Here is a 13,750-nt window from a genome sequence, read left to right as displayed (position 1 = left end):
CGATGGAAATGCTGAAGTTTGGTAAATTTGCTGCGCTGGCTCTGGCCATGGCTGTAGCTGTAGGTTGCTCGTCCAAAGGCGGCGACAATGCCGGTGAAGGCGCTGTTGATCCAAACGCTGGTTACGGCGCTAACACTGGTGCAGTTGACGGCTCCCTGAGCGAAGAAGCTGCTCTGCGCGCAATCACCACTTTCTACTTCGAATACGATAGCTCGGACCTGAAGCCAGAAGCCATGCGCGCTCTGGATGTTCACGCTAAAGACCTGAAAGCAAACGGCGCTCGCGTTGTTCTGGAAGGCAACACCGACGAACGTGGTACTCGTGAGTACAACATGGCACTGGGCGAGCGTCGTGCGAAAGCCGTTCAGCGCTACCTGGTACTGCAAGGTGTTTCCCCAGCTCAGCTGGAACTGGTTTCCTACGGCGAAGAGCGTCCAGTTGCTACCGGCAACGACGAGCAGTCCTGGGCTCAAAACCGTCGCGTCGAACTGCGTAAGTAATTCGTCATGCGAACGTGCCGTCGTGCTGTAACTGTTTTGGCTCTCAGTCTCGCACCGCTTGCGGTGTGGGCTGCGGTTCCTGTGGTCGATAACAATTCCGGAAACAATAGCGGGACCAGTTATCCGCCTGCGGGTTACGGTACGAACGGCGCCTATGCCGGGGGAGGGGTTTCGGCCCCTGTCTCGGCACAGGGCGAGCTGTTCAACCAACTGCAATCCATGCAGGAGCAGATCTCACGCCAACAGGGTGTGATCGAAGTTCTGCAAAATGATGTAGCGCGCATGAAGCAAGAGAACCTGGAGCGATACCAGGATCTTGATCGGCGCATAGGATCCGGCGGTGCACCAGCCGCGACTCCTGATAATTCTTCCACCGGTGGCACGTTGAATGCCCCCGGTGCAGCAGCCGCTGCAGGCGCAGGCGCAGGCGCAGGTGCTGGAGCGGTCGCCGCTCAAGCCCCGGCCGCCAGCAGTGAACCGGGTGATCCGGCGAAGGAAAAACTGTATTACGACGCAGCCTTCGACCTGATCAAAGCCAAGGATTTCGACAAGGCCAGCCAGGCTTTCGCCGCTTTCCTACGCAAGTACCCGAACAGCCAATATGCGGGCAATGCCCAGTACTGGTTGGGCGAAGTCAATTTGGCTAAAGGCGATCTGCAAGGTGCAGGTCAGGCGTTTGCCAAGGTTTCGCAGCTGTACCCCAAGCACGCCAAAGTGCCTGACTCGCTGTACAAGCTCGCTGACGTAGAGCGCCGCCTGGGTCATACCGACAAGGTCAAAGGCATTCTGCAGCAGGTGGTGTCCCAATATCCGGGCACTTCCGCCGCTCAGCTGGCTCAACGCGATCTGCAGCGCATGTAAGCCTGTTTGAACCGTTTTGAAGAAACCCGCACTCGTTGCGGGTTTTTTCGTTAGAATTCACGCCCTTTTTCTGAAACACGCTTTTTGGGATTCGCGCGTTGGCGGGGTTCCTTGAAGAGCCTGACGGAGGCGGACAGCCTGTTTAGCTGTTACGCCCGTGGCGACTATGCAAGACACATTGAGAATCACCGAAGTTTTCTACTCGTTGCAGGGTGAAACGCGGACTGCCGGGCTGCCCACTGTTTTTGTGCGCCTGACCGGTTGTCCATTGCGTTGCCAATACTGCGACAGCGCTTACGCGTTCACTGGCGGCACCGTTCGCCCTCTCGACGATATCCTCGAGCAAGTGGCCGGTTTCCGTCCGCGTTACGTCTGTGTCACCGGCGGCGAGCCGTTGGCTCAACCCAATGCCATTCCATTGCTCAAGCAGTTGTGCGACGCCGGTTACGAAGTGTCACTGGAAACCAGTGGTGCTCTCGACATCTCGGCGGTAGATTCCCGGGTCAGTCGCGTCGTCGACCTGAAAACCCCAGGTTCGAAAGAAGCGCACCGCAACCGCTATGAGAACATCGAACTGCTGACGCCCAATGATCAGGTGAAGTTTGTCATCTGCTCGCGGGAAGACTACGACTGGGCCGTGTCCAAGCTGATCCAGTACGGTCTTGATCGACGTGCCGGCGAAGTCCTGTTCTCGCCAAGTCACCATGACCTTAATGCACGGGATCTGGCTGACTGGGTGGTGGCGGACAATTTGCCAGTGCGTCTGCAATTGCAGCTGCACAAATATCTTTGGAATGACGAGCCGGGGCGCTGATATGACTGAACAACTGAACACGACCGAAAAACGCGCGGTGATCCTGCTGTCCGGCGGCCTGGACTCGGCAACCGTCGTGGCCATGGCCCGCGCTGAAGGCTATGCCTGCTACACCATGAGCTTCGACTACGGTCAGCGCTCCCACGCAGAATTGCACGCCGCCGCGCGTGTCGCCCGCGACTTGGGTGTGGTCGAGCACAAGGTGATCGGCCTAAACCTGAACGGTATGGGCGGCTCGGCACTGACCGACACCAGCATCGATATTCCGGAAGCGCCAGGTGAAGGCATTCCGGTGACTTACGTGCCGGCACGCAACACCGTGTTCCTGTCCCTGGCATTGGGCTGGGCCGAAGTGCTTGGCGCCCGTGACATCTTTATAGGTGTGAACGCGGTGGACTACTCCGGTTACCCGGACTGCCGTCCCGAGTTCATCGAGTCCTTCGAGCGTATGGCCAATCTGGCGACCAAGGCTGGTGTGGAAGGTAACGGTTTCCGTATACAGGCGCCGCTGCAAAACCTGAGCAAGGCGCAGATCGTCGAGGCCGGCGTGAAGCTGGGCGTTGATTACGGGCTGACCGTTTCCTGTTATCAGGCGGACGATAAAGGCTATGCGTGCGGCAAATGCGACAGCTGCCGCCTGCGTGCAGAAGGCTTTGCAGCGGCCGGAATCAGTGACCCAACACCTTATTTTTGATTTATTTCAAATTAGGTGTTGAATAGTCCTTAAAAATCAGTATTATACGCGCCACCACACAGCGGGTCGTTAGCTCAGTTGGTAGAGCAGTTGGCTTTTAACCAATTGGTCGTAGGTTCGAATCCCACACGACCCACCATTTTTGTAGCAGTTTTAAAAGTCTGGAAGGCCCACGCAAGTGAGGATTTCCGGATTTTTTTTTGCCCGCGATTTGTGCTCGGCTCAACGCGGGGCTGCACCGCGTGAAGCAGGTCAGAATCATCTTTTGCATCCGCGGGATATTCTGTAGCCTTGCCCGGCTCCAACGTTGTGCCTGATGAATACTAACGCTCCCGGCGGTACCCTCAAGGGGTCCGGAGCCGGGTGTATACTCGACTTTCGCGCGAAAGCGCCCGCAGGTCTTGCGATCATGACGCAAATTTCTGAACGCCTACTGGTTCAAGCTCACCTCGATGCCAAGCAGCCCAAGCCGCTGACCGTCGAAGAAGAGGCTTATTACCGCGCTGCTATTGCCGCCGAGCTCAAGGCTCAGGACGCGGTGCTGGTTGCTCACTTCTATTGCGATCCGGTGATTCAGGCCCTGGCCGAAGAAACCGGCGGCTGCGTCTCCGACTCGCTGGAAATGGCCCGCTTCGGCAATGCCCATCCGGCCAAGACCGTGGTGGTCGCTGGCGTGAAGTTCATGGGCGAGACCGCGAAGATCCTCAACCCCGAAAAACGCGTGCTGATGCCGACCCTGGAAGCGACCTGTTCGCTGGACCTGGGTTGCCCGGTGGACGAGTTCTCGGCGTTCTGCGATCAGCACCCGGAACGCACGGTGGTGGTGTATGCCAACACCTCGGCGGCGGTTAAGGCTCGGGCTGATTGGGTGGTGACTTCAAGCTGCGCGCTGGAGATCGTCGAAAGCCTGATGGATAACGGCGAAACGATCATCTGGGGCCCGGACAAGCACCTGGGCACTTACATCCAGCGCAAGACCGGCGCGGACATGCTGCTGTGGGACGGTGCCTGCATCGTTCACGAGGAGTTCAAGTCCAAGCAGCTCGAAGACATGAAGGCGCTGTACCCGGACGCCGCCATTCTGGTGCACCCGGAGTCGCCGACCTCGGTGATCGAGCTGGCGGACGCTGTCGGTTCCACCAGTCAGTTGATCGCAGCGGCGCAAAGCCTGCCGAACAAGACCCTGATCGTCGCCACTGACCGCGGCATCTTCTACAAGATGCAGCAACTGTGCCCGGACAAGGTCTTCATCGAGGCCCCAACGGCTGGTAACGGTGCTGCGTGCCGCAGTTGCGCGCATTGCCCGTGGATGGCGATGAATACCCTTGAGCGCACGCTCAAGAGCTTGAAGGAAGGGACGAACGAGATCTTTGTTGATCCGGCGTTGATTCCGCAGGCAATTCGGCCGTTGAAGCGGATGCTGGATTTCACCCAGGCGGCGCGGATGAAGTTGGCCGGGAACGCCTGAGTCACAAAAAAACTGTGGGAGCGGGCTTGCTCGCGAAAGCGGTGTTTCAGTCGCTGTAAATGTCGACTGATAGACCGCCTTCGCGAGTAAGCCCGCTCCCACATTGATTTTTGTATGGCTGGATTACTTGGTTTTCTTCGGGATTCGCACAAGCTGCGTATTCGAGTATATGTCATGCCAGCTGCGCTTCTGCTTATCGAACAGCGGCCAGAGAAACCCCAGGCCCACGCACAGCCAAGACCCGATCGACACCACAAACCGCAACAACGCCTGCCACAGGCTGATGGACGAGCCATCGGCATTCTGCACCCGGATACCCCACACCTGCATGCCCAGGGTCTGGCCGGACCAGGTCCAGAACTTGGCGAAGAAACCGAACAGCACGAAAAACAGCACCGTCGACAGCAACGGATCGCCGTCCAGCGCCCCGGCTTCGGTCAGGGTGCGCATCTTGTCTTCGCCGATGATCGCCATCTGGATCATCTTGTAAACGCCACTGGTGACGATCAGCAGGGCGGTGCACAACAGGAAGTCATAGAACATCGCTGCCAGGCGACGACCCAAGGTGGCGGCGGGAAAGTCGCCCTGGGGTTTGAGCAGGTGTTTCGACATGGCAGCCTCTGGCGGAAAAAGAAGCCATTTTACGGATTTACGCGCACAAAAAAGCCCCTGATGTCAGCATCAGGGGCTTTTTCGTTACAGAAGGTTAGGCTTCTGCTTGTACTTCGTCAGCCTGCATGCCTTTCTGGCCTTGCACAGCGACGAAAGTCACTTTCTGGCCTTCTTTAAGGCTCTTGAAGCCGTTGCCCTGGATGGCGCGGAAATGCACGAACAGATCCGGACCGCTTTCGGGAGTGATAAAACCAAAACCTTTCTCGTCGTTAAACCACTTGACGGTACCGCTCTGACGTTGGGACATTTCTTATTTCCTTTGACGCAAAAATTAATGACAGTCTCTTTCTCATGAAAGAGTACTGGGGCTGGTTGCAGGAGAGTAAGAAGACGTCGAACGGGATGTAGCTAACTTGTAGGCTACTGCCCAGGTCACGATTCCAAGCGACCCATGCAAACACAGTGAACAAACTCTACGCCAACTAGCCAATAAAAAACAAGCCCCTGTGAGGGGCCCGGTTTTACTCAGGTTGGTGGCTGTTAGTCGGTCCACTAGTGCGGGCTTATACGATGGCGCTGTTCAATTGTTTTCGATCGTTATAAGCCAAGTTCATTATCGAACGGTTGCACTGTTTTATGGCGGTTGCGTTACAGATTAGTGCACTGTTAACGCAACCCCGTTACTTATAGAAACAGTCAATCAACCGCGATAGTAGCGTTGTGGAACAAATGGCATTTTGCTTACAAGCAAAGGCACCTTTTTCCCACGAACAATTGCCCAAACCGGCGTATCGAGAGCGATATAAGCACTGTCGACGTAACCCATGGCCAGAGGACCACCCAGGGTCGGCCCGAAGCCGCCGCTGCACACGCTGCCGATGATCTCGCCGGCTTCGTTGACGATCTCCGCGCCTTCACGCACCGGCGTGCGTTCTTGCGGCAGCAGGCCAACGCGCTTGCGGCTGACTCCGCCTTGTTGTTGAGCGAACACTGCTTCAGCGCCCGGGAAGCCGCCCGCCCGCGCACCATCGGCACGACGCGGCTTGGAGATGGCCCACAGCAGACTCGCTTCGATCGGCGTGGTCTGGGTGTTCATGTCGTGGCCGTAGAGGCACAGGCCGGCTTCCAGGCGTAGGGAGTCGCGAGCGCCGAGGCCGATGGCAGCCACTTCCGGTTCGGCCAGCAGGGCGCGAGCCAGGGCTTCGGCATTGGCGGCCGGCACAGAGATTTCGAAACCGTCTTCGCCGGTGTAGCCCGAACGACTGACAAAGCAGTCCACGCTCAGCAATTTCACGCGGGCGAACTGCATGAAGGTCATTTTCGATACTTCAGGCGCCAGACGAGCGAGCACGGTCACGGCGGCCGGACCTTGCAACGCCAGCAACGCGCGCTCTTCGAACAGCGGCTCAATCGTGCACTGATCGCCGATGTGCTGGCGCAAGTGTGCGAGGTCCTGATCCTTGCAAGCGGCGTTGACCACCAGGAACAGTTCGTCGTTACCGAGGTTGGCGACCATCAGGTCGTCGAGAATGCCGCCGGTCTCGTTGGTGAACATTGCGTAACGCTGCATGCCCACCGGCAAGTCGATGATGTCCACCGGCACCAGAGTTTCCAGGGCCTTGGCGGCATTGGCGCCGGTCAGGCGGATCTGGCCCATGTGCGAGACATCGAACAATCCGGCCTGCTCACGGGTGTGCTGGTGTTCTTTCATCACGCCCAATGGGTATTGCACCGGCATGTCATAGCCGGCGAACGGCACCATGCGCGCGCCGAGTTCGATGTGCAGTGCGTGCAACGGGGTTTTCAGCAATTGTTCGGTGGACATATTCAGCTCCTGAAAAAGTGTGCAGATGCCAATGCGCGCGCATCAGCACTCGATAATGTTGACCGCCAAACCGCCACGGGCGGTTTCCTTGTATTTGCTTTTCATGTCGGCGCCGGTCTGGCGCATGGTGCGGATGACCTTGTCGAGGGAGACGAAATGCTGACCGTCGCCGCGCAGGGCCATGCGCACCGCATTGATCGCTTTCACCGAGCCCATGGCGTTACGCTCGATGCACGGCACTTGCACCAGCCCGCCAATCGGGTCGCAGGTCAGGCCGAGGTTGTGTTCCATGCCGATTTCCGCAGCGTTTTCCACTTGTTGCACGCTGCCGCCGAGGACTTCGCACAAGGCGCCGGCCGCCATCGAGCAGGCGACGCCGACTTCACCCTGACAACCGACTTCAGCGCCGGAGATCGAGGCGTTTTCTTTATAAAGAATGCCGATGGCTGCTGCGGTCAGCAGAAAGCGCACGACGCCGTCTTCGTTGGCACCGGGGATGAAGCGCATGTAGTAATGCAATACGGCCGGGACGATCCCCGCTGCACCGTTTGTGGGCGCAGTGACGACGCGTCCGCCATTGGCGTTTTCTTCGTTGACCGCCAGGGCGTAGAGGTTGACCCAGTCCAGCACCGACAGCGGGTCGCGCAATGCCGATTCCGGGTTTTTGCACAGTTGCCGATGCAGAGCAGCGGCACGGCGCTTGACCTTCAAGCCTCCGGGCAGGATGCCTTCGTTGCGGCAACCGGCGGCGACGCAGTCCTGCATCACTTGCCAGATATTCAGTAGTCCGGCGCGGGTTTCCGCTTCCGGGCGCCAGGCGCTTTCATTGGTCAACATCACCTGGCTGATCGACAAGCCGTAGGTGGTGCAGTGAGTGAGCAAGTCCTTGGCGCTTTTGAACGGGAAGGTCAGCGGTGTGGCGTCTTCAACGATACGGTCGGCGCCAGCGGCGTCTTCATCGACAACGAAACCGCCGCCGACCGAGTAGTACTCGCGGCTGCGAATCTGTATGCCGGCGGCATCGAAGGCGCGAAAGATCATGCCGTTGGGGTGATAGGCCAACGGTTTGCGAATCATCGCCAGGTGTTCTTTTTCGTTGAACGCAATGCTGTGTTCACCGAGCAGGTTCAGGCGACCGTTACCGCGAATTTCTTGCAGGCGGGCGGCGACGGTTTCGGTGTTCACGGTGTCCGGGTGTTCGCCTTCCAGGCCGAGCAACACAGCCTTGTCACTGCCGTGGCCCTTGCCGGTGGCGCCGAGCGAGCCGTAGAGCTCGACTTTGACGCAGGCGGTTGCGGCCAGCAGCCCTTCACGGCGCAGACCTTCGGCGAAACGCGCAGCAGCACGCATCGGGCCAACGGTGTGGGAGCTGGAGGGGCCGATACCAATCTTGAACAGGTCGAACACGCTTAACGACATGAGTTGTTCTCCGGTTTCTTGTTATAGGAGTTCGCGGAATCTGGGACTTTGCACGGTCCCCTGTGGGAGCGGGCTTGCTCGCGAATGCGGTAGGTCAGGCAACATTGAGGTGACTGATCCACCGCATTCGCGAGCAAGCCCGCTCCCACAAGGGGTAATGCGGTGGGGCGGATTAACCGCCCCACACAGTTTTAAGCGTAGCTTTCGATCGACGGGCAGGCGCAAACCAGGTTGCGATCGCCAAACACGTTGTCGACGCGACCGACCGGTGGCCAGTATTTGCCTTCGATCAGCGATGCAACCGGGTAAACCGCTTGTTCACGGCTATACGGATGCGTCCACTCGCCAACGATTTCCGCCGCAGTGTGCGGAGCGTTTTTCAACGGGTTGTCGTCCTTGTCCAGCGTGCCGTTTTCCACTGCGCGGATTTCTTCGCGGATGCGGATCATGGCGTCGCAGAAGCGGTCCAGTTCTTCCTTGGATTCGCTTTCGGTCGGCTCGATCATCAGCGTGCCGGCGACCGGGAACGACATGGTCGGGGCGTGGAAGCCGAAATCGATCAGGCGTTTGGCGACGTCATCGACGCTGATGCCGCTGCTGTCTTTCAGCGGACGCAGGTCGAGGATGCATTCGTGCGCGACCAGGCCGTTGCTGCCGGTGTAGAGCACTGGGTAATGCTCTTCGAGGCGACGGGAAATGTAGTTGGCGTTCAGGATCGCCAGTTGCGAAGCGCGTTTCAGACCGGCGCCGCCCATCATGCGGATGTACATCCAGGTGATCGGCAAAATGCTCGCGCTGCCAAACGGTGCGGCGCAGACCGCGCCTTCCTTGCGTTCCATCTGGGCATGGCCCGGCAGGAACGGCGTCAGGTGCGATTTCACGCCAATCGGGCCAACGCCCGGGCCGCCACCGCCGTGCGGAATGCAGAAGGTTTTGTGCAGGTTCAGGTGACTCACGTCGCCGCCGAACTTGCCCGGCGCGCAGAGGCCGACCATCGCGTTCATGTTGGCGCCGTCGATGTACACCTGGCCGCCGTGGTCATGAATGATGCCGCAGATTTCGCGGATGCCTTCTTCGAACACGCCGTGGGTCGACGGGTAGGTGATCATCAGCGCGGCGAGGTGTTCGCGGTGCTCGATGGCTTTGGCGCGCAGGTCTTCGATATCAACGTTGCCACGGGCATCGCACGCGGTCACGACCACGCGCATGCCGGCCATGTTGGCGGTGGCCGGGTTGGTGCCGTGAGCCGAGGACGGGATCAGGCAGATGTCGCGGCGGTCTTCGCCACGGCTCTGGTGATAGGCACGAATCGCCAGCAGGCCAGCGTATTCACCTTGCGAACCCGCGTTCGGTTGCAGCGAGATCGCGTCGTAACCGGTCGCGGCGCAGAGCATCGCTTCCAGTTCGTCGGTCAGTTGCTGGTAACCGGCGCTTTGCGCGGCCGGAGCGAACGGGTGCAGCGCACCGAATTCAGCCCAGGTCACCGGGATCATTTCGCTGGCGGCGTTGAGTTTCATGGTGCACGAACCCAACGGGATCATGGTGCGATCCAGCGCCAGGTCCTTGTCGGCGAGCTTGCGCAGGTAGCGCATCAGCTCGGTTTCCGAGTGGTAACGGTTGAACACCGGGTGGCTGAGGATCGGCGATTGACGCACCAGCGCGGCTGGAATAGTCGCTTGAACCGAAGCGGCGAGGGCGGCGAAGTCTGGCAGCGACTTGCCGTCGGCCAGCAGGGCCCACAGGGTTTCCACGTCGGCTTGCGAAGTGGTTTCGTCGAGGGACAGGCCCAGACGTTCGGCATCCACGACGCGCAGGTTGATTTGTTTAGTACGTGCTTTGTCGTGCAGAGCGGCAGTTTGGGCGCCGGTCTTGATCGTCAGCGTGTCGAAGAAGTTTTCTTGCTCGACGTTCAGACCGATGGCTTTCAGGCCTTGGGCCAGAATCGCGGTCAGGTGATGCACGCGATTGGCGATCTGCGTCAGTCCTTTCGGACCGTGGTACACGGCGTACATGCTGGCGATGTTAGCCAGCAGTACTTGCGCGGTGCAGATGTTCGACGTGGCTTTCTCGCGGCGGATATGTTGCTCGCGGGTCTGCATCGCCAGGCGCAGGGCCGGCTTGCCGAAACGGTCCACGGAGACACCGACCAGACGGCCCGGCATGTCACGTTTGAACGCGTCTTTCGTCGAGAAATACGCCGCGTGCGGGCCACCGAAGCCCAGCGGCACACCGAAGCGTTGCGCACTGCCGATGGCCACGTCGGCACCGAACTCGCCCGGCGGGGTGAGCACGGTCAGCGCCAGCAGGTCAGCGGCCACCGCGACCAGTGCGTTGGCAGCGTGGAAGCGTTCGGTCAGTTCGCGGTAGTCGAACACGTCACCGTTGCTTGCCGGGTATTGCAGCAGCGCGCCGAAGAACGGCGTCACGTCAGTCAGTTCGAGTTCGTCGCCGACCACCACGTCGATGCCCAACGGCTCGGCACGGGTGCGCAATACGTCGAGGGTTTGCGGGTGGCAATGCACGGAAGCGAAGAACGCGTGGCTGCCCTTGTTCTTGCTCAGGCGTTTGCAGAAGGTCATCGCCTCGGCAGCGGCGGTGGCTTCATCCAGCAAGGATGCGTTGGCGATCGGCAGACCGGTGAGGTCGCTGATCAAGGTCTGGAAGTTCAACAGCGCTTCGAGACGGCCCTGGGAAATTTCTGGTTGGTACGGCGTGTACGCGGTGTACCAGGCCGGGTTTTCCAGCAGGTTGCGCAGGATCGGCGACGGCGTGTGCGTGCCGTAGTAGCCCTGGCCGATGAAGGTCTTGAACAGCTGGTTTTTGCCGGCGATGGACTTGATCAAGGCCAAGGCATCGGCTTCGCTCAGGCCGTCTTCGAGGCCGAGTACGCTGGTGCCCTTGATGCTGTCCGGGATGACGCTGGCGCTCAGGGCTTCCAGCGAGTCGAAACCGAGGCTGTTGAGCATGGCTTGCTCATCGCCGGAACGCGGGCCGATGTGGCGGGCGATGAATTCGTTGGCGGTCGAAAGGTTTACTTGAGTCATGTCAGCGCTCCTCAGGCTTCGGCGTTGGCTTTGATCAGACGGTCGTAAGCGTCCTGATCCAGCAGTTTGGCGACAGCCGACGCGTCGGTTGGCTGGAAGCGGAAGAACCAGCCTTCGCCCAGCGGATCTTCGTTAACCAGCTCAGGGCTGCTGTCGAGTGCCGGGTTCACTTCCAGCACTTCACCGTCGAGCGGCATGTACACACCGCTGGCGGCTTTTACCGATTCCACGGTGGCGGCTTCAGCGCCTTTGTCGTAGGACTGCAGCTCAGGCAGTTGTACGAAAACCACGTCGCCCAAGGCGTTCTGCGCGAAAGCGGTGATGCCGACTGTGACGCTGCCGTCAGCTTCGGTGCGCAGCCATTCGTGATCTTCAGTAAAACGCAACTCGCTCATGGAAACTCCTAAGGGGGCCAGACTCGTCTGGTGGACGCGATTGAATGCTTGGGCTAAAGCCCTTCTTTATAGGTGGTTACTAAGCAAGATTGCGGCCAATCTTATTAATTCGTTATAAATCAATAGATTAGGGGGTTGCGAGGCGCAAGCGAATTGAATGGCTGTAGCGAAATCGCTACAGCGCGGAGCAAAGAAAAAAGCGTAATGGGATCAAAGCCTTGCACAGCGGTGATCATAAGAGGGTGTAGCGATATCATTCCGCTGTAGCGCTTTCAGTACAGATGAAGGTCGCTTTTAAACAGGTTTTCAGGCCGGGCACAAAACCTGTGGGAGCGGGCTTGCTCGCGAATGCGGTGGGTCAGTCAAATCAATACCAACTGACCTACCGCATTCGCGAGCAAGCCCGCTCCCACATTTCTACGGCTTGTTTGGGATGCCGTACTTACGCAACCGATGGGCAATCGCCGTGTGGGAAGTCTGCAACCGACTGGCCAGTTGCCGGGTCGAGGGATAGCTGACGTAGAGTTTTTCCAGCAGGGTTTTCTCGAACTCCTCCATGGCCTGTTCGAGGCTATCCACTTCGCTGTCACTTTGCCGCGCCACCGAGGTGCCGGCGATGTCGAGGTCGCCGATGTCCACCAGGCTGCTTTCGCAAATCGCAGCGGCGCGGAAGATCACGTTTTGCAGTTGCCGCACATTGCCCGGCCAGCGGTTGCCCAGCAGTGCCGGGTAGGTGCCTGGCGCCAGGCGACAGACCGGGCGCTGGATCTGCGCGCAGGCCTGCTGCATGAAATAACGGGCCAGCAGCAAAATGTCCTGGCCGCGTTCACGCAGCGGCGGGACTTCGACGTTGAGCACGTTGAGGCGATAGAACAGGTCTTCGCGGAAGGTGCCTTCGCTGACCATTTTTTCCAGGTCGCGGTGGGTCGCGCTAAGGATGCGCACGTTGACCTTGACCTCTCGATCACCGCCCACGCGACGGAAGCTGCCGTCGTTCAAAAAGCGCAGTAATTTCGCCTGCAAGTACGGTGACATCTCACCGATCTCATCGAGAAACACCGTGCCCTGGTTGGCCAGTTCCATCAGTCCCGGTTTACCGCCCCGTTGCGCGCCGGTGAAGGCGCCGGGTGCATACCCGAACAGTTCGCTTTCGGCGAGGTTCTCTGGCAATGCTGCGCAGTTCAACGCCAGGAACGGTGCACTGTGCCGCGCACTGATGGCGTGACAGGCCCGGGCCACCAGTTCTTTACCAGTGCCAGTTTCGCCCTGGATCAGCAGCGGCGCATCAAGGGCGGCGACCCGTTGGGCACGAGCCTTGAGCGTGCGGATCGCCGGGGATTCACCGAGCAGCGCATCGAAACCTTCAGCGTGGTCGTGGTGCAGGGCCGAGAGGCGTTCGCCAATGCGGTTCGGCTGATACAGCGTCAGCAGGGCGCCGGCGTCGGTGATCGGCGTGGCGTCCAGCAACAGGGTCTGGCCGTCGACGGTGATTTCGCGCAGCGGCAGGCGAAAACCGTTTTCCAGCAAGGCATCGAGCAGTGCTGGGTCGGCAAACAGTTCGGCGATGCTTTCCCCGGCGGGTTCACGGCCGTACAGGGCAATCAGCGCCGGGTTGGCCAGCAGCACTTTGCCGGCGCTGTCCAACGCCAGGACCGGGTCGGTCATGGCTGCAAGCAACGCGTCGAGCTGCAAGTGCCGGCGCTGGCCGGGCAGGATGTCGACCACCGTCATCGCCTGCACGCCACGCACGCTGAGCAAGGCGTCGCGCAGTTCTTCGAGCACTTCCGGACTCAAGGTCGGGGCGTCGATGTAGACGTTCGGCGGCACCATTTCCACCGCATCCAGATTGAGATTGCGCCCACCGAGCAAGGCCAGGACTTCCTGGGTAATGCCGACGCGGTCGATGAAGCTGACGTGGATACGCATGGGACGGTTTTTGGTTCTGGAGTGCGGAGGGTGGCAAGTATGCCTTGGTGGAGGGCTGGGGTGAAATCTTGAGATTCAGGTTGGGGTTGAAAGCCACCCCTCTCCCCAAAGGGGAGAGGGGGAAAGGGGGCCGATCTCTGTTGCTTTCAAGTCCTGAGTTCGACTTGATATTTCAGGTCGATGTAGCTCGAA

Annotated in this window: 12 protein-coding genes and 1 tRNA gene; 6 read left to right on the top strand and 7 right to left on the bottom strand. The window is 59.5% G+C overall.

The genetic code is table 11. The features are described 5' to 3' along the window. Window positions 1-2: 2 nt before the first annotated feature. The 6 genes from pal to nadA all read left to right on the top strand — a co-directional run bounded on the left by pal (window position 3) and on the right by nadA (window position 4,337). Complete coding sequence (gene pal / locus ACWIKB_RS14275; protein ID WP_003178634.1) at window positions 3-500, top strand: peptidoglycan-associated lipoprotein Pal; 498 nt, start codon at window positions 3-5, stop codon at window positions 498-500. 6 nt (window positions 501-506) lie between these two features. After that, window positions 507-1,361, top strand: coding sequence for a tol-pal system protein YbgF (gene ybgF, locus ACWIKB_RS14270; protein ID WP_475267593.1), 855 nt, complete (start codon window positions 507-509; stop codon window positions 1,359-1,361). 166 nt (window positions 1,362-1,527) lie between these two features. Next, a complete protein-coding gene (gene queE, locus ACWIKB_RS14265) occupies window positions 1,528-2,175 on the top strand; it encodes a 7-carboxy-7-deazaguanine synthase QueE (RefSeq protein ID WP_475267592.1) in 648 nt (215 codons plus the stop codon). A gap of 1 nt (window position 2,176) precedes the next feature. After that, window positions 2,177-2,869, top strand: coding sequence for a 7-cyano-7-deazaguanine synthase QueC (gene queC, locus ACWIKB_RS14260; protein WP_475267590.1), 693 nt, complete (start codon window positions 2,177-2,179; stop codon window positions 2,867-2,869). Window positions 2,870-2,932: 63 nt separating this feature from the next. Continuing rightward, a tRNA-Lys gene (locus ACWIKB_RS14255) sits at window positions 2,933-3,008 on the top strand. Between the two features lie 270 nt (window positions 3,009-3,278). Beyond that, window positions 3,279-4,337 (top strand): quinolinate synthase NadA, encoded by a 1,059-nt coding sequence (nadA, locus tag ACWIKB_RS14250; RefSeq protein ID WP_475267589.1) that lies wholly within the window; start codon window positions 3,279-3,281, stop codon window positions 4,335-4,337. A gap of 123 nt (window positions 4,338-4,460) precedes the next feature. On the opposite strand, the gene ACWIKB_RS14245 is transcribed toward nadA, so the two are convergent. The 7 genes from ACWIKB_RS14245 to ACWIKB_RS14215 form a co-directional block, all read right to left on the bottom strand. After that, a complete protein-coding gene (locus ACWIKB_RS14245) occupies window positions 4,461-4,949 on the bottom strand; it encodes an RDD family protein (protein WP_475267587.1) in 489 nt (162 codons plus the stop codon). Between the two features lie 94 nt (window positions 4,950-5,043). Further along, a complete protein-coding gene (locus ACWIKB_RS14240) occupies window positions 5,044-5,256 on the bottom strand; it encodes a cold-shock protein (protein ID WP_003175786.1) in 213 nt (70 codons plus the stop codon). Between the two features lie 393 nt (window positions 5,257-5,649). Continuing rightward, a complete protein-coding gene (gene gcvT, locus ACWIKB_RS14235) occupies window positions 5,650-6,774 on the bottom strand; it encodes a glycine cleavage system aminomethyltransferase GcvT (protein WP_475267585.1) in 1,125 nt (374 codons plus the stop codon). Window positions 6,775-6,816: 42 nt separating this feature from the next. Then, entirely contained in the window at window positions 6,817-8,193 is a 1,377-nt protein-coding gene (locus ACWIKB_RS14230; protein ID WP_475267584.1) for an L-serine ammonia-lyase, read from the bottom strand. Between the two features lie 191 nt (window positions 8,194-8,384). Next, window positions 8,385-11,237, bottom strand: a complete 2,853-nt coding sequence (gene gcvP, locus ACWIKB_RS14225) for an aminomethyl-transferring glycine dehydrogenase (RefSeq protein WP_475267583.1) — start codon at window positions 11,235-11,237, stop codon at window positions 8,385-8,387. 11 nt (window positions 11,238-11,248) lie between these two features. Continuing rightward, the gene (gene gcvH, locus ACWIKB_RS14220) at window positions 11,249-11,632 is read right to left on the bottom strand and encodes a glycine cleavage system protein GcvH (protein WP_008027813.1); all 384 of its coding nucleotides are present in this window, start codon (window positions 11,630-11,632) and stop codon (window positions 11,249-11,251) included. A 417-nt stretch (window positions 11,633-12,049) separates the two neighbouring features. Then, window positions 12,050-13,558, bottom strand: coding sequence for a sigma-54-dependent transcriptional regulator (locus ACWIKB_RS14215; protein WP_475267582.1), 1,509 nt, complete (start codon window positions 13,556-13,558; stop codon window positions 12,050-12,052). Window positions 13,559-13,750 lie beyond the last annotated feature (192 nt).

This window comes from Pseudomonas sp. 5Vm1k (assembly GCF_056161485.1).
Note: the sequence above shows the minus strand (reverse complement) of the source record. Positions and strands in the feature narration are given on the sequence as shown.

Bases quoted from the DNA above. Each gene is read 5' to 3' on its own strand.
- ACWIKB_RS14215 (WP_475267582.1), bottom strand. From the start codon at position 13,558: ATGCGTATCCACGTCAGCTTCATCGACCGCGTCGGCATTACCCAGGAA.
- queE (WP_475267592.1), top strand. From the start codon at position 1,528: ATGCAAGACACATTGAGAATCACCGAAGTTTTCTACTCGTTGCAGGGT.
- gcvH (WP_008027813.1), bottom strand. From the start codon at position 11,632: ATGAGCGAGTTGCGTTTTACTGAAGATCACGAATGGCTGCGCACCGAA.
- ybgF (WP_475267593.1), top strand. From the start codon at position 507: ATGCGAACGTGCCGTCGTGCTGTAACTGTTTTGGCTCTCAGTCTCGCA.
- ACWIKB_RS14230 (WP_475267584.1), bottom strand. From the start codon at position 8,193: ATGTCGTTAAGCGTGTTCGACCTGTTCAAGATTGGTATCGGCCCCTCC.
- pal (WP_003178634.1), top strand. From the start codon at position 3: ATGGAAATGCTGAAGTTTGGTAAATTTGCTGCGCTGGCTCTGGCCATG.
- ACWIKB_RS14245 (WP_475267587.1), bottom strand. From the start codon at position 4,949: ATGTCGAAACACCTGCTCAAACCCCAGGGCGACTTTCCCGCCGCCACC.
- gcvP (WP_475267583.1), bottom strand. From the start codon at position 11,237: ATGACTCAAGTAAACCTTTCGACCGCCAACGAATTCATCGCCCGCCAC.
- queC (WP_475267590.1), top strand. From the start codon at position 2,177: ATGACTGAACAACTGAACACGACCGAAAAACGCGCGGTGATCCTGCTG.
- ACWIKB_RS14240 (WP_003175786.1), bottom strand. From the start codon at position 5,256: ATGTCCCAACGTCAGAGCGGTACCGTCAAGTGGTTTAACGACGAGAAA.
- gcvT (WP_475267585.1), bottom strand. From the start codon at position 6,774: ATGTCCACCGAACAATTGCTGAAAACCCCGTTGCACGCACTGCACATC.
- nadA (WP_475267589.1), top strand. From the start codon at position 3,279: ATGACGCAAATTTCTGAACGCCTACTGGTTCAAGCTCACCTCGATGCC.